27 protein-coding genes are annotated in these 24,530 nt (G+C 60.8%); 11 read left to right on the forward strand and 16 right to left on the reverse strand.

The window, feature by feature from the left end; all coding sequences use genetic code 11:
• Positions 1 to 32: 32 nt before the first annotated feature.
• From SNL23_RS26640 to SNL23_RS26655, 4 genes are all read right to left on the reverse strand, one after another.
• Entirely contained in the window at positions 33 to 233 is a 201-nt protein-coding gene (locus tag SNL23_RS26640) for an SEC-C metal-binding domain-containing protein (RefSeq protein ID WP_003189235.1), read from the reverse strand.
• Positions 230 to 730 (reverse strand): LEA type 2 family protein, encoded by a 501-nt coding sequence (locus SNL23_RS26645; RefSeq protein WP_076016581.1) that lies wholly within the window; start codon positions 728 to 730, stop codon positions 230 to 232. Before SNL23_RS26645 ends, SNL23_RS26640 begins: the two co-directional genes overlap by 4 nt.
• Before the next feature lie 61 nt (positions 731 to 791).
• The gene (locus tag SNL23_RS26650; protein ID WP_076016582.1) at positions 792 to 1,262 is read right to left on the reverse strand and encodes a YchJ family protein; all 471 of its coding nucleotides are present in this window, start codon (positions 1,260 to 1,262) and stop codon (positions 792 to 794) included.
• A gap of 4 nt (positions 1,263 to 1,266) precedes the next feature.
• Positions 1,267 to 1,764, reverse strand: coding sequence for a DUF6231 family protein (locus SNL23_RS26655; RefSeq protein ID WP_076016583.1), 498 nt, complete (start codon positions 1,762 to 1,764; stop codon positions 1,267 to 1,269).
• Between the two features lie 180 nt (positions 1,765 to 1,944).
• Between SNL23_RS26655 and SNL23_RS26660 the strand changes: the two genes are divergently transcribed.
• The 3 genes from SNL23_RS26660 (at position 1,945) to SNL23_RS26670 (ending at position 3,813) form a co-directional block, all read left to right on the forward strand.
• Complete coding sequence (locus SNL23_RS26660) at positions 1,945 to 2,640, forward strand: OmpA family protein (RefSeq protein WP_076016584.1); 696 nt, start codon at positions 1,945 to 1,947, stop codon at positions 2,638 to 2,640.
• Positions 2,641 to 2,768: 128 nt separating this feature from the next.
• The gene (locus tag SNL23_RS26665; protein ID WP_258344038.1) at positions 2,769 to 3,062 is read left to right on the forward strand and encodes a DUF1145 domain-containing protein; all 294 of its coding nucleotides are present in this window, start codon (positions 2,769 to 2,771) and stop codon (positions 3,060 to 3,062) included.
• On the forward strand, positions 3,055 to 3,813 hold the full coding sequence (locus tag SNL23_RS26670) for a collagen-like protein (RefSeq protein WP_318304153.1): 759 nt from the start codon (positions 3,055 to 3,057) through the stop codon (positions 3,811 to 3,813). Before SNL23_RS26665 ends, SNL23_RS26670 begins: the two co-directional genes overlap by 8 nt.
• A 119-nt stretch (positions 3,814 to 3,932) precedes the next feature.
• Here SNL23_RS26670 and SNL23_RS26675 read toward each other — a convergent pair whose 3' ends face one another.
• Positions 3,933 to 4,397, reverse strand: coding sequence for a CopD family protein (locus SNL23_RS26675; protein WP_076016587.1), 465 nt, complete (start codon positions 4,395 to 4,397; stop codon positions 3,933 to 3,935).
• 99 nt (positions 4,398 to 4,496) lie between these two features.
• On the opposite strand from SNL23_RS26675, the gene dinG reads away from it, so the two are divergent.
• From dinG to SNL23_RS26705, 6 genes are all read left to right on the forward strand, one after another.
• Entirely contained in the window at positions 4,497 to 6,641 is a 2,145-nt protein-coding gene (dinG, locus tag SNL23_RS26680) for an ATP-dependent DNA helicase DinG (RefSeq protein WP_076016588.1), read from the forward strand.
• Positions 6,642 to 6,736: 95 nt separating this feature from the next.
• Positions 6,737 to 9,064, forward strand: a complete 2,328-nt coding sequence (locus SNL23_RS26685) for a beta-galactosidase (RefSeq protein WP_318304156.1) — start codon at positions 6,737 to 6,739, stop codon at positions 9,062 to 9,064.
• 92 nt (positions 9,065 to 9,156) lie between these two features.
• Positions 9,157 to 10,302: a serine hydrolase domain-containing protein gene (locus SNL23_RS26690; protein WP_167662810.1), complete on the forward strand. Its 1,146-nt coding sequence runs from the start codon at positions 9,157 to 9,159 to the stop codon at positions 10,300 to 10,302.
• A 142-nt stretch (positions 10,303 to 10,444) separates the two neighbouring features.
• Complete coding sequence (locus SNL23_RS26695; protein ID WP_167662809.1) at positions 10,445 to 11,605, forward strand: OmpA family protein; 1,161 nt, start codon at positions 10,445 to 10,447, stop codon at positions 11,603 to 11,605.
• 27 nt (positions 11,606 to 11,632) lie between these two features.
• Positions 11,633 to 12,280, forward strand: coding sequence for a pyridoxamine 5'-phosphate oxidase (pdxH, locus tag SNL23_RS26700; protein WP_318304157.1), 648 nt, complete (start codon positions 11,633 to 11,635; stop codon positions 12,278 to 12,280).
• A gap of 281 nt (positions 12,281 to 12,561) precedes the next feature.
• Complete coding sequence (locus tag SNL23_RS26705; protein ID WP_056857494.1) at positions 12,562 to 13,026, forward strand: glycine zipper 2TM domain-containing protein; 465 nt, start codon at positions 12,562 to 12,564, stop codon at positions 13,024 to 13,026.
• A gap of 77 nt (positions 13,027 to 13,103) precedes the next feature.
• Here SNL23_RS26705 and SNL23_RS26710 read toward each other — a convergent pair whose 3' ends face one another.
• From SNL23_RS26710 to nhaA, 4 genes are all read right to left on the reverse strand, one after another.
• A complete protein-coding gene (locus SNL23_RS26710; RefSeq protein WP_076016593.1) occupies positions 13,104 to 13,433 on the reverse strand; it encodes a hypothetical protein in 330 nt (109 codons plus the stop codon).
• 21 nt (positions 13,434 to 13,454) lie between these two features.
• Entirely contained in the window at positions 13,455 to 13,700 is a 246-nt protein-coding gene (locus SNL23_RS26715; protein ID WP_076016594.1) for a pyocin S6 family toxin immunity protein, read from the reverse strand.
• A 12-nt stretch (positions 13,701 to 13,712) separates the two neighbouring features.
• Positions 13,713 to 14,918, reverse strand: coding sequence for an S-type pyocin domain-containing protein (locus SNL23_RS26720; protein WP_318304158.1), 1,206 nt, complete (start codon positions 14,916 to 14,918; stop codon positions 13,713 to 13,715).
• Between the two features lie 156 nt (positions 14,919 to 15,074).
• The gene (gene nhaA, locus SNL23_RS26725; RefSeq protein WP_318304159.1) at positions 15,075 to 16,262 is read right to left on the reverse strand and encodes a Na+/H+ antiporter NhaA; all 1,188 of its coding nucleotides are present in this window, start codon (positions 16,260 to 16,262) and stop codon (positions 15,075 to 15,077) included.
• 213 nt (positions 16,263 to 16,475) lie between these two features.
• On the opposite strand from nhaA, the gene SNL23_RS26730 reads away from it, so the two are divergent.
• Positions 16,476 to 17,573, forward strand: a complete 1,098-nt coding sequence (locus SNL23_RS26730; RefSeq protein ID WP_178124256.1) for a PLP-dependent cysteine synthase family protein — start codon at positions 16,476 to 16,478, stop codon at positions 17,571 to 17,573.
• A gap of 134 nt (positions 17,574 to 17,707) precedes the next feature.
• Here the strand turns inward: SNL23_RS26730 and SNL23_RS26735 are convergent, their stop codons facing one another.
• The 3 genes from SNL23_RS26735 to SNL23_RS26745 form a co-directional block, all read right to left on the reverse strand.
• Positions 17,708 to 19,321 carry an NAD(P)/FAD-dependent oxidoreductase gene (locus SNL23_RS26735; RefSeq protein WP_076016597.1) on the reverse strand — a complete coding sequence of 538 codons (1,614 nt, stop codon included), beginning with the start codon at positions 19,319 to 19,321 and terminating at the stop codon, positions 17,708 to 17,710.
• Between the two features lie 107 nt (positions 19,322 to 19,428).
• A complete protein-coding gene (locus tag SNL23_RS26740) occupies positions 19,429 to 20,100 on the reverse strand; it encodes a COG3650 family protein (protein ID WP_076016598.1) in 672 nt (223 codons plus the stop codon).
• Between the two features lie 233 nt (positions 20,101 to 20,333).
• Entirely contained in the window at positions 20,334 to 20,933 is a 600-nt protein-coding gene (locus tag SNL23_RS26745) for a short chain dehydrogenase (RefSeq protein ID WP_076016599.1), read from the reverse strand.
• Positions 20,934 to 21,037: 104 nt separating this feature from the next.
• On the opposite strand from SNL23_RS26745, the gene SNL23_RS26750 reads away from it, so the two are divergent.
• Complete coding sequence (locus tag SNL23_RS26750) at positions 21,038 to 21,946, forward strand: LysR family transcriptional regulator (protein ID WP_017479366.1); 909 nt, start codon at positions 21,038 to 21,040, stop codon at positions 21,944 to 21,946.
• Here SNL23_RS26750 and SNL23_RS26755 read toward each other — a convergent pair.
• Genes SNL23_RS26755 through SNL23_RS26770 form a run of 4 tightly spaced genes read right to left on the reverse strand, consistent with a single transcriptional unit; the run spans position 21,943 to position 24,405 of the window.
• Complete coding sequence (locus tag SNL23_RS26755; RefSeq protein WP_076016600.1) at positions 21,943 to 22,428, reverse strand: DoxX family protein; 486 nt, start codon at positions 22,426 to 22,428, stop codon at positions 21,943 to 21,945. The genes SNL23_RS26750 and SNL23_RS26755 overlap by 4 nt on opposite strands.
• Positions 22,425 to 23,201: an HvfC/BufC N-terminal domain-containing protein gene (locus SNL23_RS26760; RefSeq protein ID WP_318304161.1), complete on the reverse strand. Its 777-nt coding sequence runs from the start codon at positions 23,199 to 23,201 to the stop codon at positions 22,425 to 22,427. Before SNL23_RS26760 ends, SNL23_RS26755 begins: the two co-directional genes overlap by 4 nt.
• Positions 23,198 to 24,073, reverse strand: a complete 876-nt coding sequence (gene bufB / locus SNL23_RS26765) for an MNIO family bufferin maturase (protein WP_318304162.1) — start codon at positions 24,071 to 24,073, stop codon at positions 23,198 to 23,200. Before bufB ends, SNL23_RS26760 begins: the two co-directional genes overlap by 4 nt.
• Before the next feature lie 26 nt (positions 24,074 to 24,099).
• The gene (locus SNL23_RS26770; protein ID WP_318304164.1) at positions 24,100 to 24,405 is read right to left on the reverse strand and encodes a BufA1 family periplasmic bufferin-type metallophore; all 306 of its coding nucleotides are present in this window, start codon (positions 24,403 to 24,405) and stop codon (positions 24,100 to 24,102) included.
• Positions 24,406 to 24,530: the final 125 nt, after the last annotated feature.

Below are 24,530 nucleotides of genomic sequence, written 5' to 3' on the forward strand. Positions count from 1 at the left end.
TGTGCAGTGTTTCGAGAATCTGGTTTCTTAACTCAAGCCCCGTGGCACTTCTTGAACTTCTTCTCGCTGCCGCACGGGCAAGGGTCGTTACGACCGACATCCTTCAAGGCGTTGCGCACCGGCTCCTGGTGAGCGTGGCCGCAGTTCGGGCCGTGGACATGGCCGTGGTCGTGATCATGGTGATCGTGATCGTGGTTGCAGTCAGGGCCATGGACATGGGGTTGCTGAGTCATCGATGTCGCTCCGGAATAAAATCGCCGGGGATTATCTCGCCATTGCGCATCACCTGCACGTCGTTCCCGATAAATAAACCGGTTTTCAACTCGCCTTCAAGGCGATAGGGCACGGGGTCGCGCGGGTTTTTCAGCATATCGACCACATCGCGGATTTGTGGCCACAGATTAGTGCGCACCGATACCCGGAAAAAAGCGTGGCTGTGGGGCGGTACGGTCAGCCACTCGTTGGACTCGCCTTCGGTCAGCACCATCGTGCCGAGGCTGACCTTGTAAACCAGGCCGCGCACGGTCAGGTCGTTGTCATCGCGGTTATCCACACGGAAATACAGCTTGAACTTCTGTTCCAGCAACTTGACTCGCACGGGGTCGACCTTGACCAGCCGCACCTCGGGGGCGGGCGCGTCGTCGGCGAACCACGACGCGCAGCCGGATAGCCCTAGCATCAATGCCAGCAGAAGGCTGTAAGTCCTGAATACCCGTGCCTGAGAAACCATGCCGTTACTCCGTGTGAAGAGTCAGCATAGCAAGCGAGAGCCTGCCGGGTATCAATGAATGTCAGAGGTAGCTGGCACAGCACTTCTTGAATTTTTGCCCGCTGCCGCATAAGCAGGCGTCATTGCGCCCAGCCTTAACGTCCACTGTCGGGTCGATAAAGTACCAGTGCTCATTGTTCTGTACGAAAGAGGAACGCTCCCGGTGGCTGTGTTCGCCAGTGCTGTCATGCCAGCGGGCGGTAAAGGTCACGAAGGCATGTTCCGGCTGGCCGCCAAACACCTCGGAGCTTTCCACCGCAAGGCCCAGCCAGGTGCTTTGGGCGCTCCAGGCGCCGATGGCGGCCGTGTCCAGCCCGGCTTGTTGCGCAGGCACGGTGGTTGCCACCAGATAGTCCACCAGGCCCAGCACGTAGGCGCTGTAGCGCGAACGCATCAACGCTTCGGCGCAGGGGGCCGGGTGGCCGGCGTGATAATGACCGCAGCAGGCATCCAGCAGGTTGCCACTGCCGCAGGGGCAAATGGATGTACTCATCGGGTTACCACCAATACTTTCCAAAGTTTTGCGGGTTGGCCCAGAAGCGGGCGTTCAGCCAATCCGGCACCTGTTTATAGTCAAGCAGATCATAGGTAAACAGCGTCAAAACCTGATCGTCGCGCTGGAAGCGTTCGCTGGCTTGCAGGGCCAGGGAGAAAAAGTCGGTGTCTTTCCAGTGGCAGGCGGCCAGGTCCACCAGCACCGCAATTCGGCTGGCATTGAGGTTGCGAATGCCCCCCAGCAGGGTCAGGCCCGCAGGTTTTGACAGGTGCTCCAGGCAATCGACCACCAGCGCCAGGTCAAAACGCTGGGCCGCAAGCTCGGCGGGCAAGGGGCCGGGCTCGGCGAAGGACACCACGGTATCCGGGTGTGCTTGCTTAAAGGCGTCCAGCGCCGGGAACTGGCTGGCGCCCAATAACAGCAGGCGTTTGGGCGCGTGAAGATCAAGCAGCGCGGCGAGCGCTTGCTGGGGTGTACGGGAAGAAATACCGGCAGTCATCGAAGATCCTCACATCAGGACCGTAGAGACTAGCCTGCCTGAGCGTGCGGGCCTAGAGCGGGCGGCGAGAATAAACCGCCCGGCCCAATGAATACTGGGGTGTAGCACGCTGGCGCAGATGAAAAGAGCCGTCTTTACTCCACTCGTCGGCCCCCGCCGATCCCCTCAGGAGAAAGTCAGATGAGCATCATGCGGACAGCTCTACCCTTGGTTCTGCTAACCGGAGTATTGACAGGTTGCGCAGGCTTGCAAAAAACCGACTGGCCCACCTGCGCCGCGGTCGGCGGCGTGACCGGCGCTGCTATTGGTGCCACCCAAAGCTCTTCCTATGCAGGCTACGGCGCGTTGTTGATCGGCGGCATGGCCGGCGCCTATTGCTGGGTGCATGGCGATGGTGATGAAGACGGCGACGGCGTGCCGGACAGCCGCGACAAGTGCCCTGGCACGCCAAAAGGCGTACAGGTCGACGCCAATGGCTGCCCTCCGGTGCCGGTAGCGGTGGTTCAAGAAGAGGTGGTGGTGGTCAAGGAAGAAACCATCGTGATTCGTGATGTGCACTTTGAGTTCGACTCCGCCAGGCTGACGGCCGCCGACAAAACCAAACTCGACACCATTGTCACCCGCCTGAAACAAGAAGCCCCAAGTGCGCAACTGCGCGTCAGCGGACATACCGACAGCGTCGGTAAAGATGCCTACAACCAGAAACTCTCTGAACGACGCGCTCATTCGGTAACCGACTACCTGGTCAGTTCCGGAATACCGCGCAGCAGCTTTGTCTCGGTGACCGGCGCCGGCGAAAGCCATCCGGTGGCCGATAACAAAACCGCTGACGGCCGCGCGCTAAACCGCCGCGTGGAAATTCAGATCAACCGCTGACCAACCCTCACGGCCCCTGTGGGATCCACAGGGGCCCCTTCATCAATTTTTTAATCCTTCACTGGCACAACGCCTGTAGAAGTCGTTACTGTGCGCCCAAAGAATAATGTGCAAGGGGAGCGTGCGGGATGAAGGTGTTTTGGGGGCTGGGGAAGTTTTTGACGTTGCTGTTCTGGGTCGTGGTGGTGGTCAATCTGTTCACGCCGCTGATCAATCCGTTCCACCTGTTGGTCAATCTGGCCGGCAGCTTATTGTTGTTGACCCATATTCTGGAACTGCTGTTATTCAACGGCAGTGTGAAAACCCGTGCCCATCCCTGGCGTGACCGCTTGCAGATCCTGCTGGTGGGTATGTTCCATGTGCAGAGCTTTTCGACGCCGACACCGACTAATGATGTAAACAAGGAGGCCAATCATGCGTAAGGTTTTTCTGTTGGCCCTGCTGGTCAGCCCCATTGCCCTGGCCCAGAGCGTCAGCGTTGAGACCAACTCGTTGATGCGCCTGCCCAACAGCAGCGGCGTTTTGCAGTTGGAGCGACTGGATGTAGCGGATTACGGCACCTTGCTGATTCCCGCCAATATCACCCAGGTGACGGTGGACGAATTGCACCTGGGTCGCGACGCGCGCATCGCCATTGTGCCCGGCAGCACCACCCTGCAATTGCAGGTGCGCCAGGCGCTGCTGGAGCATGGCAGCCAGGTCACCTCGCGCGGTGCTCCCGGTACCCATGAACGTCCGGCCAAGGCGGGGCGTGATTTGGTCTTGCGGATTAACTCGCTGACGGCTGATGAACTGTCGGTGGATGCCCGCGGTGGTGCAGGTGCCCAGGGTTATGCCGGGCTGGACGGTGCCAACGGCGAAGACCCGGGCTGCACCTGGGGCTCGGCCGGTCGCGGTTCCAATGGCGATAACGGCGGCGACGGTCTGCCGGGCGCGGCGGGGGCGCAGGTTCGTGTGGAGTTGCCGCAGGACTTCCCCGGCGAGAAGATCAAAGTCTGGGTGGACGGCGGTGCCGGCGGTTTGGCAGGCACGGCGGGCAAACCGGGTAAAGGCGGGCAGTCCAAGGGTTGCCTGGTGTACCGCGCGGACGGTGGCGAGAAAGGTCGGGCCGGGTTGGAAGGGCAGCCGGGTCCAGCGGGGCCTGCGGGTGCTGTGACTGTTCAGAGGCTCTGAGGCGACTGGCCTGACGCCTTCGCGAGCAAGCCCGCTCCCACATTTGACCGCATTCCCATAGGGTAAACGCGGTCAAATGTGGGAGCGGGCTTGCTCGCGAAAGCGGTATACGGGGCGCCTCAGAACATCGGCCGTGCCGAAGCAATCGCCACCAGCACCAACCCCACAATCAAGTTAATCCCCACCAATTTACGAATCTGCCCCAACGCCGCAGCCCCGGCCGGCCAATCCTCAGCCGCCACTGCCGTGCGCAGCTCCGGCAACTTCAGTGCCTGAATCCGGATAAACAGCGCGGTCATCACCACATACAACCCCATCATGACCTGCACATAACGCGGCGCGGTCTCAAACCCGCTGAAGCGCAGTTGCAGCAGGCCGACACCGCTGATCGGCAAGACCAGCACAGCGACCCACACCCACACGAAAAAACGTTGAAACACATTTACCCAGAGTTTCAGCCGGGCAGGCCCGTCCAGCGCAGCCATGGCGGCGGGGCGCAGGATCATCCAGGCGAAAAACATACCGCCGACCCATATCAGGGCGGCCAGTACATGCAGGGTATAAGCAAGGCTAAACACGGTCATTGGGGTACTCCGTTCTGCGCGGGATTAATTAGCGGGGTATGATAGCGGCCGATCCGAACCACTGAAAATTTATCCAGCGTTTTTTGCGCCCGACTATCCATGATCAGCACTGAACTCAAAACCACGATCCAGGGCGCCTACTCGCGTTTTCTCGAAGCCAAGAGCTTGAAACCGCGGTACGGCCAGCGCCTGATGATCGCCGAAGTTGCCAAGGTCCTCGGGGATATCGACACCGACGACGAAGGCCGGCGCAGTGGCGACCCGGCAGTGGTCGCCGTCGAAGCCGGTACGGGTACCGGCAAAACCGTGGCCTATTGCATTGCGGCGATTCCCACCGCCAAGGCCGCCGGCAAGCGCTTGGTGATTGCCACCGCCACCGTCGCCCTGCAAGAGCAGATTGTCTACAAAGACCTGCCCGACCTGATGCGCAACAGCGGCCTGAATTTCACCTTCGCCCTGGCCAAAGGCCGTGGGCGCTACATGTGCCTGTCCAAGCTCGACGTATTGTTGCAGGAAGGCCACGCGCAAACCGCTACGGCCTCGCTGTTCGAAGAAGAAGGCTTCAAGATCGAAGTCGATGAAGTCAGTCAGAAGCTGTTTACCAGCATGATCGAGAAACTCGCCGGCAATAAATGGGATGGCGATCGCGACAGCTGGCCGAATGCCCTGGAGGACGCCGACTGGGCGCGCCTGACCACCGACCACAGCCAGTGCACCAACCGTCATTGCCCCAACTTCGGCCAGTGCGCCTTCTACAAGGCCCGCGAAGGGATGGGCAAGGTCGACGTTATTGTCACCAACCATGACATGGTCCTCGCCGACCTGGCGCTTGGCGGCGGCGCCGTATTGCCCGACCCGCGTGACACGCTCTACGTGTTCGACGAAGGCCATCACCTGCCCGACAAGGCCATCGGCCACTTTGCCCACTACACGCGCCTGCGTTCCACGGCCGACTGGCTGGAAACCACCGCCAAGAACCTCACCAAGTTGCTCGCCCAGCATCCGTTGCCCGGCGACCTGGGCAAACTGATCGAGCAAGTCCCGGAGCTGGCGCGGGAGATCAAGACCCAGCAGCAATTCATGTTCAGCGCCTGCGAGCAGGTGGCAGACTTCAAGCCCGGCGAAGACGTGGAAGGCCGTGAACGGCCGCGCCATCGCTTCGTCGGCGGGCTGATCCCCGAGCACATGCGGGAAATGGGCATCGAGCTGAAGAAGGGCTTTTCACGCCTGACCGACCTGTTCACCCGCCTCACCGATTTGCTCAAGGAAGGCATGGATGGCGAGGTCAACATCGGCATCGCCAGCAACCAGGCCGAAGAATGGTACCCGCTGTTTGGTAGCCTGCTGTCCCGCGCCCAGGGCAACTGGGAGTTGTGGACCGCGTTTACCGTCGAAGACCCGGAAGACAACCCGCCTATGGCCCGTTGGCTGACCTTGTCGGAAAGCGGTGCGTTGTTTGATATCGAGGTCAATGCCAGCCCGATCCTGGCCGCAGAAATGCTCCGACGTAACCTGTGGAATGTGGCCTACGGCACCTTGGTCACCTCGGCTACGCTGACGGCCCTGGGCACCTTCGACCGCTTCCGCATGCGCGCCGGCTTGCCGAAAAAAGCCGTCACCGCCGTGGTGCCGAGCCCGTTCCATCACGCCGACGCCGGTGTGTTGCGGGTGCCGGACCTCAAGGCCGACCCACGGGATGCGCCGGCCCATACGGCGGCGATCATTCGTGACCTGCCGTCGTTGGTGGAAGGTTCACGGGGCACGCTGGTGCTGTTCTCGTCCCGCAAACAGATGCAGGACGTGTTCGATGGCCTCGACCGTGACTGGCGCAAGCAGGTGTTTATCCAGGGCAACCTGTCGAAGCAGGAAACCCTGAACAAGCACAAGGCGCGGGTGGATGGCGGCGATTCCAGCGTGCTGTTCGGCCTGGCGAGTTTCGCCGAGGGTGTGGATTTGCCCGGCGCCTACTGCGAGCACGTGGTGATCGCCAAGATCCCGTTCTCGGTGCCGGATGATCCGGTGGAGGCTGCGCTGGCCGAATGGATCGAGGCCCGGGGCGGAAATCCGTTCATGGAAATCTCGGTGCCGGACGCCTCCTTGAAGCTGGTCCAGGCCTGCGGGCGCCTGCTGCGTACCGAAGAAGATCGCGGCACCATCACTTTGCTTGACCGGCGTCTGGTTACCCAGCGCTACGGGAAAGCTATCCTGAATGCTTTGCCGCCGTTTCGGCGGGAAATTTCTTAAGACCCTGTGGGCGAATTCGCCCACTTCGTGGTCTATCTCACCATCGCTTCACGTCATCAGGCCAGTCACCGGCCGTTTGGGAGAACCTTGTTCACATGATTCGCACGCTGCCCGCTGTTTTTGCCTTGTTGTTTGCCGCGCCATTGCTGGCTGCGCCTGCCGGGCAACAAACCCTGTTCAACTTTGTACGGCCCGCCGATGTGGTCAAGGTGGCGACCCAGGACGCCAGCCTGCCGCAATACAACGCCGAACAAACCCCTGAAGGCGAAGTGCTGCGCCGTATCACCTTCAACCCGGCGGCCGAACCGAGCCTGGTGCTCAGCCCGCAGACCGGTGCCTGGGACTGGTCGCAATCCGGCGCCATGAGCCTGCGCATTCAAAGCGCAATGGACTGGGCGCTGACCCTGTACGTCAAGGTGCAGAGCAATGACGGCCGGACGCTGTTCAGCCGTATCGACCTGCCGGCAGGCCCGGCGCAGACGCTGCTGATTTCGCTGCAAGCCAACTCGCCGCTGAGCCAGGGCATGAAAGCCGGCCCGCCGATGCCGATCACCATCGATGGCCAGCGTGTATTGCTGGCCAGCAGCGAAGGGGAGATCGACCGCAGCCAGATCGTGTCGGTGACCCTGTCGATGATCAAGCCCAATGTCGCTCAAAGCATCCTGCTGGAGCGCTTTGGCGTGCAAGACGTCGAGCCGGTGCTCAAGGCCACCTACAGTGATCTGGTGGACACTTACGGGCAGTCCACCCGCGCCAGGTGGCCGGAGAAAGTCAGCAGCGACGAGCAGCTGAGGGCCGCTGCGGTCAAGGAGCAGCAACAGCTCAAGGGCTGGCTGGCCGAGCGCGACAAGGCGTCCCTGGACAAGTACGGCGGCTGGAACAAGGGCCCGGCCTTTGACGCCAGCGGCTTCTTCCGCACCGAGAAGCGCGACGGGCGCTGGTACCTGGTGACACCGGAAGGCCATCCGTTCTATTCCCTGGGCGTCAACACCGTAGCGCCGGACAACAGCCAGACCTACGTTGCGGGCCGCGAATGGATGTTTGCCGCGCTGCCCAAGGCCGGCGAACCTTTCGACAAATACTATGGAAGCAGCGACAGCCGCAGCGGCAATGGCGCGGATCAGGGGCGCAGCTTTAATGTCGGCCGCTGGTACGACTTCTATGGCGCCAACCTGCAACGTACCTATGGCCAGCCTTGCGTGCCGCCGGCACCTTGTGTTCCGGAAGGTTTCGACCAGAAACGCTGGGTCAGCCACACCCTCGACCGTCTTAAAGCCTGGGGTTTCAACACCGTCGGCAACTGGAGCGCGCCGCAGTTGGCCACCGCCGACCGCGTGCCTTACACCTTGCCCCTGTCGATCGTCGGCGATTACGCGAGCATCAGCACCGGAACCGATTGGTGGGGCGGCATGCCCGACCCGTTCGACCCGCGCTTCGCCATGGCCACCGAGCGTGCGGTGGCGATTGCCGCCCGTGACCATCGTGACGACCCGTGGCTGATCGGCTTCTTTGCCGACAACGAACTGGCCTGGGCCGGTCCCGGTGATGATCCCAAATCCCGTTACGCCTTGGCCTACGGCACCTTGCGCATGACCACCGACGTGCCGGCCAAGCGCGCGTTCCTCAAGCAATTGCGCGACAAGTACCGCAACCAGGACGGTCTGTCCAAGGCCTGGGGCATCGAACTGCCCGCCTGGGAACTGATGGAAGACCCGGGCTTCGTGCCGCCCATGCCAAACCCCGAGCACCCGGAAATCGAAGCGGACTTCAAATACTTCCAGAAGACCTTCGCCGATGCTTACTTCAAGACCATCTCCGACGCGCTGAAATGGCACGCGCCCAACCAGCTGTTGCTGGGTGGCCGTTATGCGGTCAGCACCCCGGAATCGGTGGCGTCCTGCGCGCAGTATTGCGATGTGCTGAGTTTCAACATGTACACCCTCAAGCCGCAGGATGGTTACGACTTCGCGGCCCTGCGGGCGTTGGACAAGCCGGTGCTGATCACCGAGTTCAACTTCGGCTCGGCGGACCGTGGCCCGTTCTGGGGAGGCGTGACGCAGTTGGCCAGGGAAGAGGATCGCGGGACTGCCTACGCCAACTTCCTCAAGCAGGCCATGGCCGAGCCGTCGATTGTTGGCGTGCATTGGTTCCAGTATCTGGACCAGCCGGTCACCGGTCGTCTGCTGGACGGCGAAAACGGCCACTTCGGCCTGGTAGGCATCACCGATGTGCCGTTCCAGGGCTTTGTCGAGAGTGTGCGTAAAAGTAACCTGGCGGCTGTCGACCAACTGGGCAAAGAGGCCGAGAGGGCCAAGGCGGCTGCCGCGGTTCACACCGGAGAAGGCGGTAAGCCGGGGCATGACGGCAATGCCGCAGGGCCGGGTGCAGGGCATTCCGGCGGGCATTCCGGCAAGGGCCATTGATGGCGCCAGATCGACGAGTGCGGGTTCACAAATCACTCAATGACTGGAACAATGTCGTCCACTTTTTGTAGTACTTTTCCGAGGGGGCTTAGGTGCAGATTCAGGGTCATTACGAGCTTCAATTCGAAGCGGTGCGTGAAGCCTTCGCCGCACTGTTCGACGACCCCCAGGAGCGTGGCGCCGCGCTGTGCATCCAGATTGGCGGCGAAACCGTCGTCGACCTGTGGGCCGGTACCGCCGACAAGGACGGTGCCGAGGCCTGGCACAGCGATACCATCGCCAACCTGTTCTCCTGCACCAAGACCTTTACCGCCGTCACGGCGCTGCAACTGGTGGCCGAAGGCAAGCTGCAGCTAGATGCGCCGGTCGCCAAATACTGGCCGGAATTTGCTGCCGCCGGCAAAGAAGCCATCACCCTGCGCCATCTGCTTTGCCACCAGGCCGGGTTGCCGGCCCTGCGTGAAACGCTACCCGCCGAAGCGCTGTACGACTGGCAAATGATGGTCGACGCCCTCGCGGCCGAAGCGCCGTGGTGGAAGCTCGGGGAAGGCCATGGCTATGCGGCGATCACCTACGGCTGGCTGGTGGGCGAACTGCTCCGTCGCGCCGACGGTCGTGGGCCCGGCGAGTCCATTGTGGCTCGGGTTGCACGGCCATTGGGCCTGGACTTTCATGTGGGTCTGGCAGACGAAGAATTCCATCGGGTTGCCCATATAGCCCGAGGCAAGGGCAATGTAGGCGATGAGGCGGCACAGCGTTTACTTCAAGTAACGATGCGCGAGCCAATGGCGATGACTACCCGTGCATTTACCAATCCACCGTCTATTCTGACCAGCACTAATAAACCCGAATGGCGGCGTATGCAGCAGCCAGCGGCAAATGGTCACGGTAATGCACGAAGTCTGGCGGGTTTTTATAGTGGGCTGCTTGACGGTAGTTTGCTGGAAGCCGACATGCTTGAAGAGTTGACCCGTGAACACAGTATCGGCCCGGATAAAACCTTATTGACACAAACCCGGTTTGGGCTGGGTTGCATGTTGGATCAACCGCAAGTGCCGAACGCTACGTTCGGCCTTGGCCCACGGGCCTTTGGGCATCCGGGGGCAGGTGGCTCGGTAGGGTTTGCCGACCCGGAACATGATGTAGCCTTTGGTTTTGTGACCAATACATTGGGGCCTTATGTACTTATGGACCCGCGGGCGCAAAAGTTGGTAAGAATATTGGCCGGTTGTCTGTAAATAGCTTGCTGTCTTGCGTTTTTTTGTTACAAAGGCACATACAAAAAGACGCTAGGCGAAATGTTGTAACTTTAATGTTCCAGAAGCGTCTGTTTAACGGGTCATTCAGGCCCCTGATTTTTTCTCATTTTGTGGATATCTCATGTTATCGAACAAGTCCTTGGCACTGGCGCTATGCCTCACTATTACTGGCTGTGCACAAACCCCACAAAATGATGCCGAAGGTGGGCATTGGTGGTCATTTGGCTCTGATAAGGCTGCTACCAAGGACGCAGTGAGCCAAACCGACACCAAGCCGGATGCCAAGCCGGCCGTTGCTGCCAAGGCGCCTGCGCCGGTTGCACCTGCCGCTGCAGCACCTGCACCGGTTGCCAAGGCGGATACCGGCTCCAGCTGGTGGCCGTTCTCGTCGAAAACCGACGATGCCAAGGCTGACCTGAAAGCCGACCTCAAGGCTGCAACGCCTGCCTCCGGCGCACCCACTGCTGCACCGGCTGCCGCACCTGCCGTTGCCAAGACAGATACCGATACCAAATGGTGGTGGCCGTTCGAAAGCAAGCCAAAGCCATTGGCCAAGGTCGACGTTGCCAACATTCCAATGCCTGATCCAAAAATCACCCAGGCCTGGCTGGACGACTACGAGCCGCGCCTGCGCCTCGCGATCAAGGACAGCAACCTGCAACTGGAACGTCGCGACAACGTATTGGTCGTGATTGCCCCGGTTGACGGCTCCTACAACCCGAAACGCCCGGCGATGTTGTTGCCGGTGACCCTGGGTCCATTCACCCGCGTTGCCAAGGCTGTTGAAGGCGATCCGAAGACCGCCGTACTGGTCCTGGGCCACGTCGATACCTCGGGTGCCGAGCCGGTGAGCCAGGCCCTGACCAAAGAGCGCGCGCAGTCCATCGCCTCGATCTTCAGCCTCAGTGGCCTGAAGCAGGACCGCCTGATGCTGCGTGGCATGGGCGACCTGATGCCACGTGCCGCCAACGACAGCACCCAGGGCCGTGCCCTGAACCGTCGTATGGAAATCATGTTCACCCAGCGCACCACCATGCTGGCCTTGCTGAGCAAGTACAACTCGGGTAACCCGCCAAAGGCTGAAATGGTTGCTGTGCAGGACGTTCCTGCTCCCGCCGCTGCTCCGGTCAAAAAAGCTGCTGCTCCGGCGAAAAAAACCGTCGCCAAGAAGGCTGCCGCCAAGCCGGCTGCCAAAAAGGCCCCGGCGAAGCCTGCCGCTAAAAAGCCAGCACCTGCCAAGGCCGCTGCTCCAGCCGCTACCAACGACCAGGCAAAAAACTGATTATTTGAGCAAGAAGGATAAAGCCGCATGACCCAGGCACTGGCCGATATGCGCCGTGACTACACACGGGACGGTTTGAGCGAGGCCCAGGCCCCGGACGAACCGTTTGGCTTGTTCCACCAGTGGTTTGCGGATGCGATGAAAACCGAGCAGCCGCCGGTGGAGGCCAATGCCATGACCCTGGCAACGGTCGACCAGGACGGTCGCCCGCACTGCCGGATCCTGCTGCTCAAGGGCCTGGACACACAGGGCTTTACCTTCTTCACCAATTATCAGAGTGCCAAGGGCGAACAGCTCGCGGCGCGGCCGTTTGCTGCCATGACCTTCTTCTGGCCGACCCTGGAGCGCCAGGTGCGCATCGAAGGTCGGGTGGTGAAGGTCACTCCCGAGGAGTCGGACGCTTACTTCCAGGTCCGCCCTCTGGGCAGCCGCCTGGGAGCCTGGGCTTCACCGCAAAGCCGGGTCATCAGGGACCGCGAAGAGTTGCAGGACCTGCTCAAGGCCACCGAACAACGCTTCAGCGATACCCAGCCTGACTGCCCCGAGCACTGGGGTGGTTATCGCCTGCTGCCGGAGCGCATCGAGTTCTGGCAAGGCCGCGCGAGTCGTTTGCACGACCGCCTGAACTACCGCTTGCAGGGTGCCGACTGGGCCCGTGAGCGGCTGGCGCCCTGAGCCCACCTTTCGTCACCTCGCCTGAATGTAGCGCTGCACGCCGAAGTCTCTAGTCAGAGGCCTTGGATGGGTAGCGCTGCGCCGCGTTATGCCGCCGTTGGCTACAATGATGAAAGCGTCCATCAAGATCCTGAGGGAGGTGGGATTGCTACCGTTCGTCGAGTTTTTCGGTACAGGTTCTCTGTACTGAGGCTGAATGAAAACAATTTTCTGCCCGGCATGCCGTGACAGGCGGCAAGCCACAGCGGTTTAATGGATACCTGTCCTTTGGAGTTGATGCTATGCGTAAGTCCGTTTTACTAGTTGCCTGCTTTACCACCCTGTCGCTGCTGCTGGGTGGCTGCGCCTCGAGTCTGACCGGCGACTCGTACTCCCGTGACGAAGCCCGTCGTGTACAGACTGTTCGCATGGGCACCATCGAATCCCTGCGTCCAGTGAAAATCGAAGGCACCAAGACCCCAATCGGCGGCGCTGCGGGTGCAGTCATCGGCGGCGTTGGCGGCAGCGCCATCGGCGGCGGCCGTGGCAGCATCGTGACCGCCGTTATCGGCGCAGTCGCCGGCGGCCTGCTGGGCTCGGCCACCGAAGAAGGCCTGACCCGCACCCAGGGTGTTGAAATCACCGTCCGTGAAGATGATGGCAGCATGCGCGCCTACGTCCAAGCGGTTGAAGAGAACGAAATCTTCCGCATCGGTGACCGCGTTCGCATCATGACCGTGAACGGAACCAGCCGCGTTACTCGCTAAGGGTAAGGTTGCAGGAAAAGAAAAACCCCAACCGGGTGACCGGTTGGGGTTTTTTGTTGAGCGTATGTTTCGCGGGATCAGGTGAACATCTGGATATCGTCAAGGGTGTCTTGTACGGCACCACTCAGAAACGGTGATTTTGTTTTTGCTTGTTGCAGTGCTGGCGAAATTTTCGCCATGTCCAGCTGACCGAAGCGCCTCGCGATGTGGCCTATCGCAATGATGGCAGCCGACGCGATGTCCTCGTCGTCATTACTCATATACCGGAGGCAGATTTCTTGTGCCCACGTAGAGTCTGTCTCGTTAAGGCCGATGGATATTAGTGCTTCTGTGACCTTGCTTAGGTCTTTGGTGGTGAGGAAGCTGATAGCTTCATCGTGACTCAAAGACGGGTCGTGATAAATCAAGGCATACCTCTGGTTGTACCGTTATGCGCGTATCCCGATGAAGTATTCCAAGTCATCGGGGAGGTTGATGTTAAGCAACACCGCCAATTGCGTTATCTGACTTTTTGTCAGCTCCAGCTCACCTGGAGCCAGGTTTTCCAGAGGCTTTGACTCTGTGAGTTGGGCAGCAGCCTGATTGAGTTCGGCTCCTTCTATATCGAATTCGAATTGCAACGAATCATCTTGTTTTTCGTCAGGGTAGAAGCCAGTAATTGATAAATGGGTCATGAATCGTTCTCGCTATTGTCGAGTGGTCGTTCTGCCTGGCTTTGCTGGGCCAGTCTGCTCGCCCGTTATATGGTTGAACTCTCCTAGGTGAATCGCAAATCTGTCAAACTTTTCCACGGCGTTGCTTTTATAGTCCCATTCGTAGATTTTCCCTTTCCTATCGACCCACCTTGCTCTCTTTTTTCCTCCACCTTGAACGGATGATTTAGGTTTAACCCTTACTGCGTCGGGAAAGGCCGGAAGTGTTTTAGGGGCCTCATAGTAGTCATGGTCCCCTGGTCTGACGCTGACCACCACGTAGAGTGGCCGAACCCCCGAATCCGCTGGAAATACCAGAATGAAATCCCTGTATTGCGGCGGGTAAATCGGGTCAACGATGATGTTGGCGGCCTTCTCGGTCGGTGGGTACACCCAGATTTGCGGTGCCTGCGGCGCAGCTTCCAGCGCAGGAATACCGAGGGTGTCAGTGGGGTCGACAGCAGGCGTCCAGATCAGCTCGACGCCGTCGCCCAAGTCCGCGACCTGCTGTGTGCCGCGCAGGCCAAACTGCACGACATCAACCATTTCCCAGTCGCGATTTTTCCCGGTGTAGAAGGCGTATCCCTTGAGCGTGCCGTCAGCAAGTTGCTCGATATGCAGGCGTGCCCGGGTGCGTGCCCGTGGCATTGAGCGCAGTTGACGGTCGCTGTAAAGCGCGCTATCGCCCAGGCTGGAGGGCCAGATGAGGGCTGCAACCCCAAGCATCAGTCCGGCCCCAACTGTTCCAACACTCGCTGCGATGCTGGAGGCTCCACTAACCGCTGAGCCACCCAGTGCCAATGTCCCTAGCCCAGCCGGGAGTGCGCTGCCGCTTATTTTTTTGAGTGACAGCAGCCCCTCACTGTCCGTTTCACGGCCACCCAGCAGCACGTGCTCGCCATAGTCTCCTATGGGGTCAAGCGGTATATAGCCGGACGGATTGTTGTAGTCGATGAGGGCGTCCGGCAGATTGCAGGACTTTGCGAATACGCAGCCGACCATGGGCAATGGCGTTGGCGGCGGCTCCACTTTGCGTCTGGCCTCGTAGACCTCCTGACGGGCAAGCATGGCTTCGTATGCTCGCTGCCTGGCATCACGCTCAGCCAGCTCGCGCTCGTTCATGTTCTCGAGCCGTCGGTAACCGCCCGTGCCGGTCCCGTAGCATCGCCATACTTGGGGTATATCCTTGTTGTTTGCCATTGTGCCCTCCTGGCGTGTTGCCTAACGACGCCCGGCGTTGGAGCCGGGAGCACGACGTTATGGCAAGCAGCGGAGGGTGGATGTAGGACGGTTCTGTGAGATGGCGCCGAATGGGCCTAGAGGAGGTTGGAGCCGGCAAGCCGGCTCCAAAAGCGGTTACGCCTGAATGAGTACCTGCTTACGACTCGCCATCGCCGTCACCGCATACCCGATCAGCGCCGCCAATATCGACCCGGTAAGGATGCCCATCCGGTCCATCCCGGCGTATTCACTGCTGCCTGGCACAAACGCCAGCGAGCCGACGAACAGGCTCATGGTGAAGCCGATGCCACACAGGATTGCCACGCCCAACACCTGACCCCAGTTGGCGCCAGCGGGTAGCGCGGCGAGGCCGGTTTTTACCATGACCCAGGTGAAACCCAGCACGCCAATGGTCTTGCCCAGCAGCAGGCCGGCGGCGATGCCCATCGGTACGTGGTGGGTGAAGCTTTCCAGATTGACGCCGGCCAGCGAAACCCCGGCGTTGGCAAAGGCAAACAGCGGCAGGATCGCGTAAGCCACCCAGGGATGCAGTGCATGTTCCAGGGTCAGCAGCGGCGAAGGTTCGGCGTTTTTGGTGCGCAACGGGATGCAGAACGCCAGGGTCACGCCGGCCAGGGTGGCGTGTACACCACTCTTGAGCACGCAGACCCACAGGATCAGCCCGACAATCATGTAGGGGCCTAGCTTGACCACACCGAGCCGGTTCATCGCAATCAACGCGATCAGGCATGCCGCTGCACCGGCCAACGAGGCCCCGGACAGGTCGGTGGAGTAGAAGATGGCAATGACGATGATCGCGCCAAGGTCGTCGATGATGGCCAGGGTCATCAGGAACAACTTCAGCGACACCGGCAGTCGCTTGCCCACCAAGGCCAATACGCCCAGGGCGAAGGCAATGTCGGTGGCCATGGGGATCGCCCAGCCACCCAGGGCGGCGGGGTTGTCCTTGTTCAGCGCCCAGTAGATCAGCGCCGGCACGACCATGCCGCCGATGGCTGCTGCGCCGGGCAGCACTACTTGCGAAGGTTTGGACAGTTGCCCGTCGAGCAACTCGCGTTTTACTTCAAGGCCGATGAGCAGGAAGAACAGGGCCATCAGGCCGTCATTGATCCACAGCAGCGCCGGCTTGGCGATTTTCAGCGCGCCAATTTGTGCGACTACCGGGACGTCGAGAAAACTCGCGTAAAAGTGTGATAGCGGTGAGTTGTTGATGATCAGCGCCAAAGCCGCAGCAGCGATCAGGAGCAGACCGCTGGCGGCTTCCAGCTGGAAGAAACGGGTGAAAGTGCTACGCAGAGGCAAGGGATGCTCTCCCATCAAAGTTCAGTAGGTGGGTACCCTAACCCGTACCGTTAGTTGTTAAAACAAAAGTTATATTCTTATTTGTTATAAGGGATCGGTCTCATCACTCGAGCGTCAAACTCAGAAAAGTGTGTGTCCAATTGAGTCATGACTGTATCTGTGTGGAGTGTAGGAAACATCCTAAGATCAAGTCTGAAATCCTTAGAGAAACCGATCATGAGCGACAACCGCCAATGGGCCCGCGAAGCCATTCGTATTATTGAAGCGGACTTCCAACGCAGCGCCGACACCCACCTTATCCCCTTGCCGTTGCCGGGTTTGCCGGGCATCGAGCTGTATTTCAAGGATGAGTCCAGCCATCCCACCGGCAGCCTGAAACACCGGTTGGCGCGTTCGTTGTTTCTCTATGCGTTGTGCAATGGCTGGCTCAAACCTGGCGCTCCGGTGATCGAGGCGTCCAGCGGCTCCACGGCGATTTCCGAGGCGTACTTCGCCCGGCTGTTGGGCTTGCCGTTTATTGCGGTGATGCCGGCCACCACCTCCCAGGAAAAGATTGCGCAGATCGCGTTCTACGGTGGCCAAAGCCATCTGGTACAGGATCCGACGCAGATCTACGCCGAATCCGAGCGTCTGGCGCAGGAAAGCGGCGGCCACTTTATGGACCAGTTCACCTACGCCGAACGCGCCACCGACTGGCGCGCCAACAACAACATTGCCGAATCGATCTTTCAGCAACTGCGCTTTGAGCGTTACCCGGAGCCGAGCTGGCTGATTTCCAGCCCTGGTACGGGTGGTACCACGGCGACGTTGGGACGTTATGTGCGTTATCGCCAGCACTGCACCCGGGTGTTGTGCGCGGATGCGGAGCGTTCGGTGTTTTTCGATTACTACCTGAGCGGCGATGCCAGCCTGCGTCTGGAGTGTGGTTCACGCATTGAAGGTATTGGTCGGCCACGGGTAGAGGCGTCGTTCTTGCCCAAGGTGATTGATGCGATGGTCAAGGTGCCGGACGCGCTGTCCCTGGCGGCCATGCATTACCTGGCGCAGCGTTTGGGGCGGCGAGTGGGCGGGTCCAGCGGCACCAACCTGATAGGCGCGTTGATCGCGGCACAGCAGATGAAAGCGGCGGGAGAGTCGGGCTCGATTGTGGCGATCTTGTGCGACGGTGGGGAGCGCTATGCCACGACCTATTACGATCAGGCCTGGTTGGCAGGGCAGGGGTATGAGCTTGAGGGTTTGATTGCGGCCGTTGCGGCGAGTGTCGAGCGGGGAGAGGCGCTGCCAGATAGCGTGTTGCGCGCCAATATTTAAACACCGCATAACCATTGTGGGAGCGGGCTTGCTCGCGAATGCGGTGTGTCAGCCAATACATCATTCGGCTGATCCACCGTTTTCGCGAGCAAGCCCGCTCCCACATTTGATCTGCTGCGTTTTCAGCGCAGTGGTTAAGCTTCGATACCCAACATATCCCGCGCCAACGCTTCGGCAATCCGAATCCCGTCGACACCTGCCGACAAAATCCCACCGGCATAACCGGCACCTTCGCCCGCCGGGAACAGGCCTTTTACGTTCAGGCTCTGCATCGAGTCGTTACGGGTAATCCGCAGCGGCGATGAAGTGCGGGTCTCGATCCCGGTCAGCACCGCGTCGTGCAGCGAGTAGCCCTTGATCTGTTTCTCGAACGCCGGCAGCGCTTCGCGGATCGCTTCGATGGCAAAGTCCGGCAACGCCAGGGCCAGGTCGCCCATGGCCACCCCTGGCTTGTAGGACGGTTCCACGGTACCGACGGCGGTGGACGGCTTGCCGGCAATAAAATCACCCACCAGCTGCGCCGGCGCTTCGTAGTTGCTGCCACCGAGGATGAACGCGTGGGATTCCAGGCGCTCCTGCAACTCGATCCCGGCCAGCGGGCCGCCCGGGTAATCCACTTCCGGGGTGATGCCCACCACGATCCCGGAGTTGGCGTTGCGCTCGTTGCGCGAGTATTGGCTCATGCCGTTGGTCACTACGCGGTTCGGCTCGGATGTCGCCGCGACCACGGTGCCGCCCGGGCACATGCAGAAGCTGTAGACCGAGCGACCGTTCTTCGCGTGGTGCACCAGTTTGTAATCGGCAGCGCCAAGTTTCGGGTGCCCGGCGTACTTGCCCAGGCGCGCAGCGTCGATCAGCGATTGCGGGTGTTCGATACGGAAACCCACCGAGAACGGCTTGGCTTCCATGTACACGCCGCGGCCATGCAGCATGCGGAAGGTGTCACGGGCGCTGTGGCCGAGGGCCAGGATCACGTGTTTCGACAGGATCTGCTCGCCGCCATCCACCACCACGCCATTCAACTGGCCGTCTTCGATCAACACGTCGGTCACCCGCTGCTCGAAGCGCACTTCACCGCCCAGGGCGATGATCTGCTGGCGCATGTTTTCCACCACGCCGGTCAGGCGGAAGGTACCGATGTGCGGCTTGCTGACGTAGAGGATTTCGTCCGGCGCACCGGCTTTGACGAACTCGTGCAGCACTTTGCGACCGTGAAATTTCGGGTCCTTGATCTGGCTGTAGAGCTTGCCGTCGGAGAAGGTCCCGGCGCCGCCTTCACCAAACTGCACGTTGGATTCGGGGTTCAGCACGTTTTTGCGCCACAGGCCCCAGGTGTCCTTGGTGCGCTGGCGTACTTCGCGGCCGCGTTCGAGGATGATCGGCTTGAAACCCATCTGCGCCAGCAACAGCCCGGCGAAGATCCCGCACGGGCCAAAACCGACGACGATCGGCCGCTCGGTCAGGCCTTCCGGCGCATGGCCGACGACCTTGTAGCTGATGTCCGGTGCCGGGTTGACGTTGCGGTCGTCGGCGAACTTGAGCAGCAGGGCCGCCTCGCCTTTGACTTCCAGGTCGATGGTGTAGATGAAGCACAGCTCCGACGATTTCTTGCGGGCGTCGTAGCTGCGTTTGAACAGGGTGAAATCGAGCAGGTCATCACTGGCGATGCCCAGGCGCTGCACAATGGCAGGCCGCAGGTCTTCTTCGGGATGGTCGATGGGCAGCTTGAGTTCGGTGATTCGTAACATGACAGGAATCCGGTAGGCGGCGGGCAAAGAGGCCGGCTGTTTTGCAAACCGGCGATTATAAGCCCCAACAGCGGTTTCCCGTCATGTTAAAACAGCGCAGCGGATAATCAGTCGTCCCGCGAGCCGCCGAACGACGCGCAACCGCGCTGCACCTGGCCGTTGACCCGAAGCTCGGCGGACATGTGCTGCAGGCTGCCGCTGACGCTGTCGACACAGCGTTGCGGAGCCACCCAGAGTTCGATGTGCTGGTTGTTGGCTTCGGTCATCAGGTTGAACCGTCCGTCGCCCGATTGTTCTTCCACATACGGCACGGCCAATGGCGGCTGGCCTTCACGTTCCAGCACCATGCCCTTGGCGGTAACGTTCATCGCCCAGGCCGGTTTGTGGCCGTTGGCCCGCAGGATCATGCGCTTGAAATTCGGGTCATCGCAGGCCGAGGTCGAGCGCTCGACGCGGTACACCTGTTGCAGGTCTACGGTACCCTGGGTGCCGCTGGCAACGCCGGAAAACTTGCCGCGCAAGTCGGCAAACAACGCGCCTTGCTGGCCGGCCAGGGAGGCTGCTTCCTGCAGGATGCTGGTGCCGCCGGTGTCGTTGACCACGTAGTTGCGTTTGTCGTTGCAGGGCTGGAACAGCAGTTTGTCACCCTGCGCGGTCAGCTCGCCCTGCATGCGGGTCAGCCCGGCGAGAGAGGGTTTGGCCGGCTCGTTCTCGAACATCTGGCAGGCGGCGAACAGGGGCAACAGGGCAAACAAAGCTAGGGTACGGGCGGCACGCATTATCGGGTCTCCTGATAAGTGCCGCCACGTTACGCAGGCTGGCGATGCATCACAAGCCCGGGACACAGGTTGAATTGACTGTGGCGAGGGGGCTTGTCCCCCGTTGGGCTGCGTAGCAGCCCCGTAAAATCACTGCGTTCCTTCAGGAAGAACAAGGTCCGTAGATTTTGGGGCTGCTGCGCAGCCCAACGGGGGACAAGCCTCCTCGCCACGACAAGCTGGTCCGTACTACTTTAGCCAACGATAAACGTCTGCCCCGTTTGCAAACCTTCCACGCTTTTCGCGTAGGCCAGCGCCACGTCTGCACCCGGAGCCGGTTTGTAACCACGGAAGTACGGCGCGTAGCTGCCCATGGCTTCCAGCAGCACGGTCGGACTCACCGAGTTGATACGCAGGCCGCGCGGCAGTTCGATCGCTGCAGCTTTCACGAATGCATCCAGCGCGCCGTTGACCAGGGCCGCCGAAGCACCGGTGCGAATCGGATCGCGGTTGAGAATGCCGCTGGTGAAGGTGAACGACGCACCGTCATTGGCGAACTCGCGGCCAATCAGCAACAGGTTCACCTGGCCCATCAGCTTGTCTTGCAGGCCCAGGTCAAAATCGGTTGCGCTCATTTCGCCCAGGGGCACGAAGTTGACGCTGCCGGCGGCGCAGATCAGTGCGTCGAACTTGCCGGTCTGTTCGAACAGTTTGCGGATCGAGGCGCTGTCGCTGATGTCGACCTGGAAGTCGCCACTCTTGCGACCGATGCTGATCACTTCATGCCGCTGGGACAGTTCTGCCTTGACCGCCGAACCCACGGTGCCGCTTGCGCCAATCAACAGGATTTTCATCGTGCCTTCCTCCAGATGTGTAGGTGAGGTTTCAGTCTAGAGTGATTTTTTGCGCGGATAAGTGCACTAATAGGCAACCTTTGGTTTTCAAATGGAAACAATCCATGAGCGAAATGGATGACCTGGCGGCGTTTGCGGTGTTGATCGAAGCCGGCAGCTTTACCCTGGCGGCCCAGCAGTTGGGCTGCAGCAAGGGGCAGCTGTCCAAGCGCATCAGCCAGCTGGAAGCGCAGTTTTCGGTGGTGTTGTTGCATCGCACCACGCGCCGTTTGAGCCTGACGGCGGCGGGGGCGGCCCTGTTGCCGCAGGCCCAGGCGTTGGTGGTGCAGGTGGAGCGGGCACGTCAGGCACTGGCCAGGCTCAAGGACGATTTGGTCGGCCCGGTACGTATGACGGTTCCGGTTTCCCTGGGTGAAACCTTCTTTGATGGTTTATTGCTGGAGTTTTCCCGGGAGTACCCGCAGGTGCAGATCGAACTGGAGCTCAACAACCAGTATCGAGACCTGGCGCGGGACGGTTTTGACCTGGCGGTACGCTCCGAAGTCGCCAACGACGAGCGACTGGTGGCCAAGCCGTTACTGGCCTGGCACGAGATGACCTGCGCCAGCCCGGCTTATCTGGAACAGCACGGCGAGCCGCTGACACCGGCGGAACTGGTGGGCCACAACTGCTTGCTGAACAGCCACTACAGCGGCCGTGAAGAGTGGCTGTATCACCAGCAACATGAGCTGCTACGGGTTCGCGTATCCGGGACCTTTGCTTCCAACCATTACAACTTGCTGAAGAAGGCGGCGCTGGTGGGCGCAGGCATCGCGCGTTTGCCTTCCTACGTGTTGCACACGGAATTGGCTGACGGGCGCCTGCGTTGGCTCCTGCGGGATTATCAGACCCGCAGCATGCCGATGTACCTCGTCCATCCGTATCAGGGCGGCCTGCCGCGCCGCACTCAGGTCCTGGCGGATTATCTGGTGGGCTGGTTCAAGCGCAGCGGCGAGGCCCTGGACCGCCTTTAGCGCAAGCGTCGCGCAATCAGGTGATCAATGGAGAAGCAGCCCGGCCCCTTGGCCATCAACAGCAACAGCAGCGCGATCCAGGTGCCGTGGGTCGGGTAAGCGTCCGGGTAGACGAACAGCTGGATGGTCAGGGTCATGCCCAGCAACGCCAGCGCCGAGAACCGTGTGGCAAACCCCACCAGGATCAGCACGGGGAAGAAATGTTCGGCGAACGCGGCCATATGCGCTGCGACTTCCGCTGACAGCAGTGGCACGTGGTATTCGCTGCGAAACAGCGGCAGGGTGGACGGCGCCAAGTGCGGCCAGCCCAGTTGGAACGTGCCGCCGATCAGGTCTACGGCGAAGCCTTCGACCTTGGTCTGGCCGGATTTCCAGAACACTGCTGCAATAGAGAAGCGTGCGACGAAGGCGATCAGGCTGTAGGGGATTTTCTCGAAGAGCTGGATGATCCGTTGGATCAGCCCGGGAGCGGCGGCGTTCATGGCGATACCTTGGGTTCTGTGTGCAAGTGGGTGATGGCGCCGTGGCCGACCAGCAAGGCCAGGCAGTGGTGCAGGTCAAATTCGGCGGCCGCATCGAGGGCGTAGGCCACGGCCATTTCCAGCGGCCAACCGTTGTTCAGGCTGTTGATAAACGCCGCTGCGCCGCTGTCGATGTGAAATACCTGCACGTGCAGGCCGTTGCGCAGTACCAGCGCGCTTTGAGCATGGAAGGGGTCTAGAGTGGCGAGGGATTCGCCCGTCTGGTGCGCAGCCCATAACGCCACCACGGCGTAGGCCGAGTTCAGGGTGGCCAGGGATGGATGCAGTTGCAGGCGCAGTTCGCCCAGACCTGACGGTTGTTGCAGGGTGGAGATGACCTCCTGCTGATCCAGTGGCACTGCGTCTGCCGCGTGGTAGGCCCTGACCCGCAGCCGCTCCAGGCGCGCCACGTCAGCCAGGTAGGGCACGCTGGCGGCGGGGGCGAAGCCCTGGATAAAGTCAGCCAGGTCGCCGCCGTACTCATTGATCAGCGGACTGGTCGGTGGGAAATCCTGGACATACAAGCCAGCCATCGCCCGAAAAAATTCATCGCCCACCAGTTGCAGGGTGACCGGGTAGCCGGCGGCCAGGGCGTTGATCAGCGAGCTGTGGACATTGTTGCGGTACACCGCAAAACGACTGGCCGGATCGGCGCCGTTACGGCTGAACACCCCTTGCGGGCAGCTTTCGTCGGGCGACAGCAGGGCGCTGGCAAATACATCCTGGCCGCTCATGCGCGCACCTCCAGCAGAAACCGTTCGGCCTCGCGGGCCTCGGCGTGCAGCACGCTGAACGCCGGCACCTGATTGTCGCGCTCGATCAGCGTGGCGACCGGCCCGGTGCGCGCAAGGACGTGTTGGTAGAGCTGCCATACCGCGTTGTCGATCGGCGCGCCGTGATCATCAATCAGCAAACGATCACCGAGGCTGTCGGTGTCTTCGGCAAACCCTGCCAGATGAATTTCACCCACGGCGTGCAGCGGCAAGGCATCGATGTACTTCAGCGGGTCTTGCTGATGGTTGATGCACGACACATACACATTGTTGACGTCCAGCAGCAGCCCGCAGCCGGTGCGGCGGATCGCTTCGCTGATGAAGTCGGTCTCTTCCAGGGTGGAACACTGGAACTGCAGGTAGGTCGACGGGTTCTCCAGCAGCATTGGCCGTTGCAGGCGGGTTTGCACCTGGTCGATGTGTTCGCACACCCGCTTCAGGGTTTGATCGTCATACGCCAGCGGCAGCAAATCATTGAGAAACACCGGGCCGTGGCTGGACCAGGCCAGGTGTTCGGAAAACGAGTGGGGTTGATAGCGTTCGATCAGCGCGGCCAAGCGCATCAAGTGCTCATCGTTCAGCGGACCTTCGCCGCCGATGGACAGGCCTACACCGTGCAGCGACAGCGGGTATCGTTCGCGGATCAAGCCCAGGTAGTGATGGAAAGGTCCGCCGGCCACCATGTAGTTTTCGGCGTGGACTTCGAAAAAACCGATGTCGGGGGCAGTCTCGAGGACTTCGCTGAAGTGCTCGCTCTTGAGCCCCAGCCCGGCCCGATAGGGGAGGCCGGGCGCCTGAGCCTGGGAGATGGAATAGGTGCATGCAAGCGTCATCGTCAGTACTCAGGCTGCGCAGGGATTCAGGACTTGGCGGTGAAGGCGGCTTCCTGGCCGAAGCCGGTTGGCGAGGTGGCGCTTGGGGTTTTCAGGCAGGTGCCGGCCGGGACCAGTTTCCAGGCGTTGGCTTGGTCCTTGACCTTCGAGGTGCCGGCGCAGGAAGTGCCGGCGCCTGCAGCGCAATCGTTCTTGCCGGCTTCGGCCACACCGAAGCATTTTTGCATGTCATCGGCGGCGTGGGCGGTGGAGGTCAGGGCGGACAGACTCAGGGCCGAACCCAGGGCCAGGACGAGGGTGGCAGCGGACAGCGAACGGGTTTTGGTACTCATGGTGTATCTCCAGCAGTGGGTTGAGTTGGCAAGCGTAGTTGCCTGCTTACACCACTAGAGATAAGGGGAAGGGATTCGTTACAAACCTGGGGAAAATAATTTCAGGTTTCGCCAAAGCCTTTGGT

The organism is Pseudomonas sp. SED1 (assembly GCF_034044025.1).
In the GTDB taxonomy this organism is placed as follows: Bacteria; Pseudomonadota; Gammaproteobacteria; order Pseudomonadales; family Pseudomonadaceae; genus Aquipseudomonas.

Bases quoted from the DNA above. Each gene is read 5' to 3' on its own strand.
- SNL23_RS26640 (WP_003189235.1), bottom strand. From the start codon at position 233: ATGACTCAGCAACCCCATGTCCATGGCCCTGACTGCAACCACGATCAC.
- SNL23_RS26645 (WP_076016581.1), bottom strand. From the start codon at position 730: ATGGTTTCTCAGGCACGGGTATTCAGGACTTACAGCCTTCTGCTGGCA.
- SNL23_RS26650 (WP_076016582.1), bottom strand. From the start codon at position 1,262: ATGAGTACATCCATTTGCCCCTGCGGCAGTGGCAACCTGCTGGATGCC.
- SNL23_RS26655 (WP_076016583.1), bottom strand. From the start codon at position 1,764: ATGACTGCCGGTATTTCTTCCCGTACACCCCAGCAAGCGCTCGCCGCG.
- SNL23_RS26660 (WP_076016584.1), top strand. From the start codon at position 1,945: ATGAGCATCATGCGGACAGCTCTACCCTTGGTTCTGCTAACCGGAGTA.
- SNL23_RS26665 (WP_258344038.1), top strand. From the start codon at position 2,769: ATGAAGGTGTTTTGGGGGCTGGGGAAGTTTTTGACGTTGCTGTTCTGG.
- SNL23_RS26670 (WP_318304153.1), top strand. From the start codon at position 3,055: ATGCGTAAGGTTTTTCTGTTGGCCCTGCTGGTCAGCCCCATTGCCCTG.
- SNL23_RS26675 (WP_076016587.1), bottom strand. From the start codon at position 4,397: ATGACCGTGTTTAGCCTTGCTTATACCCTGCATGTACTGGCCGCCCTG.
- dinG (WP_076016588.1), top strand. From the start codon at position 4,497: ATGATCAGCACTGAACTCAAAACCACGATCCAGGGCGCCTACTCGCGT.
- SNL23_RS26685 (WP_318304156.1), top strand. From the start codon at position 6,737: ATGATTCGCACGCTGCCCGCTGTTTTTGCCTTGTTGTTTGCCGCGCCA.
- SNL23_RS26695 (WP_167662809.1), top strand. From the start codon at position 10,445: ATGTTATCGAACAAGTCCTTGGCACTGGCGCTATGCCTCACTATTACT.
- pdxH (WP_318304157.1), top strand. From the start codon at position 11,633: ATGACCCAGGCACTGGCCGATATGCGCCGTGACTACACACGGGACGGT.
- SNL23_RS26705 (WP_056857494.1), top strand. From the start codon at position 12,562: ATGCGTAAGTCCGTTTTACTAGTTGCCTGCTTTACCACCCTGTCGCTG.
- SNL23_RS26715 (WP_076016594.1), bottom strand. From the start codon at position 13,700: ATGACCCATTTATCAATTACTGGCTTCTACCCTGACGAAAAACAAGAT.
- SNL23_RS26720 (WP_318304158.1), bottom strand. From the start codon at position 14,918: ATGGCAAACAACAAGGATATACCCCAAGTATGGCGATGCTACGGGACC.
- SNL23_RS26735 (WP_076016597.1), bottom strand. From the start codon at position 19,321: ATGTTACGAATCACCGAACTCAAGCTGCCCATCGACCATCCCGAAGAA.
- SNL23_RS26740 (WP_076016598.1), bottom strand. From the start codon at position 20,100: ATGCGTGCCGCCCGTACCCTAGCTTTGTTTGCCCTGTTGCCCCTGTTC.
- SNL23_RS26745 (WP_076016599.1), bottom strand. From the start codon at position 20,933: ATGAAAATCCTGTTGATTGGCGCAAGCGGCACCGTGGGTTCGGCGGTC.
- SNL23_RS26750 (WP_017479366.1), top strand. From the start codon at position 21,038: ATGAGCGAAATGGATGACCTGGCGGCGTTTGCGGTGTTGATCGAAGCC.
- SNL23_RS26755 (WP_076016600.1), bottom strand. From the start codon at position 22,428: ATGAACGCCGCCGCTCCCGGGCTGATCCAACGGATCATCCAGCTCTTC.
- SNL23_RS26760 (WP_318304161.1), bottom strand. From the start codon at position 23,201: ATGAGCGGCCAGGATGTATTTGCCAGCGCCCTGCTGTCGCCCGACGAA.
- bufB (WP_318304162.1), bottom strand. From the start codon at position 24,073: ATGACGCTTGCATGCACCTATTCCATCTCCCAGGCTCAGGCGCCCGGC.
- SNL23_RS26770 (WP_318304164.1), bottom strand. From the start codon at position 24,405: ATGAGTACCAAAACCCGTTCGCTGTCCGCTGCCACCCTCGTCCTGGCC.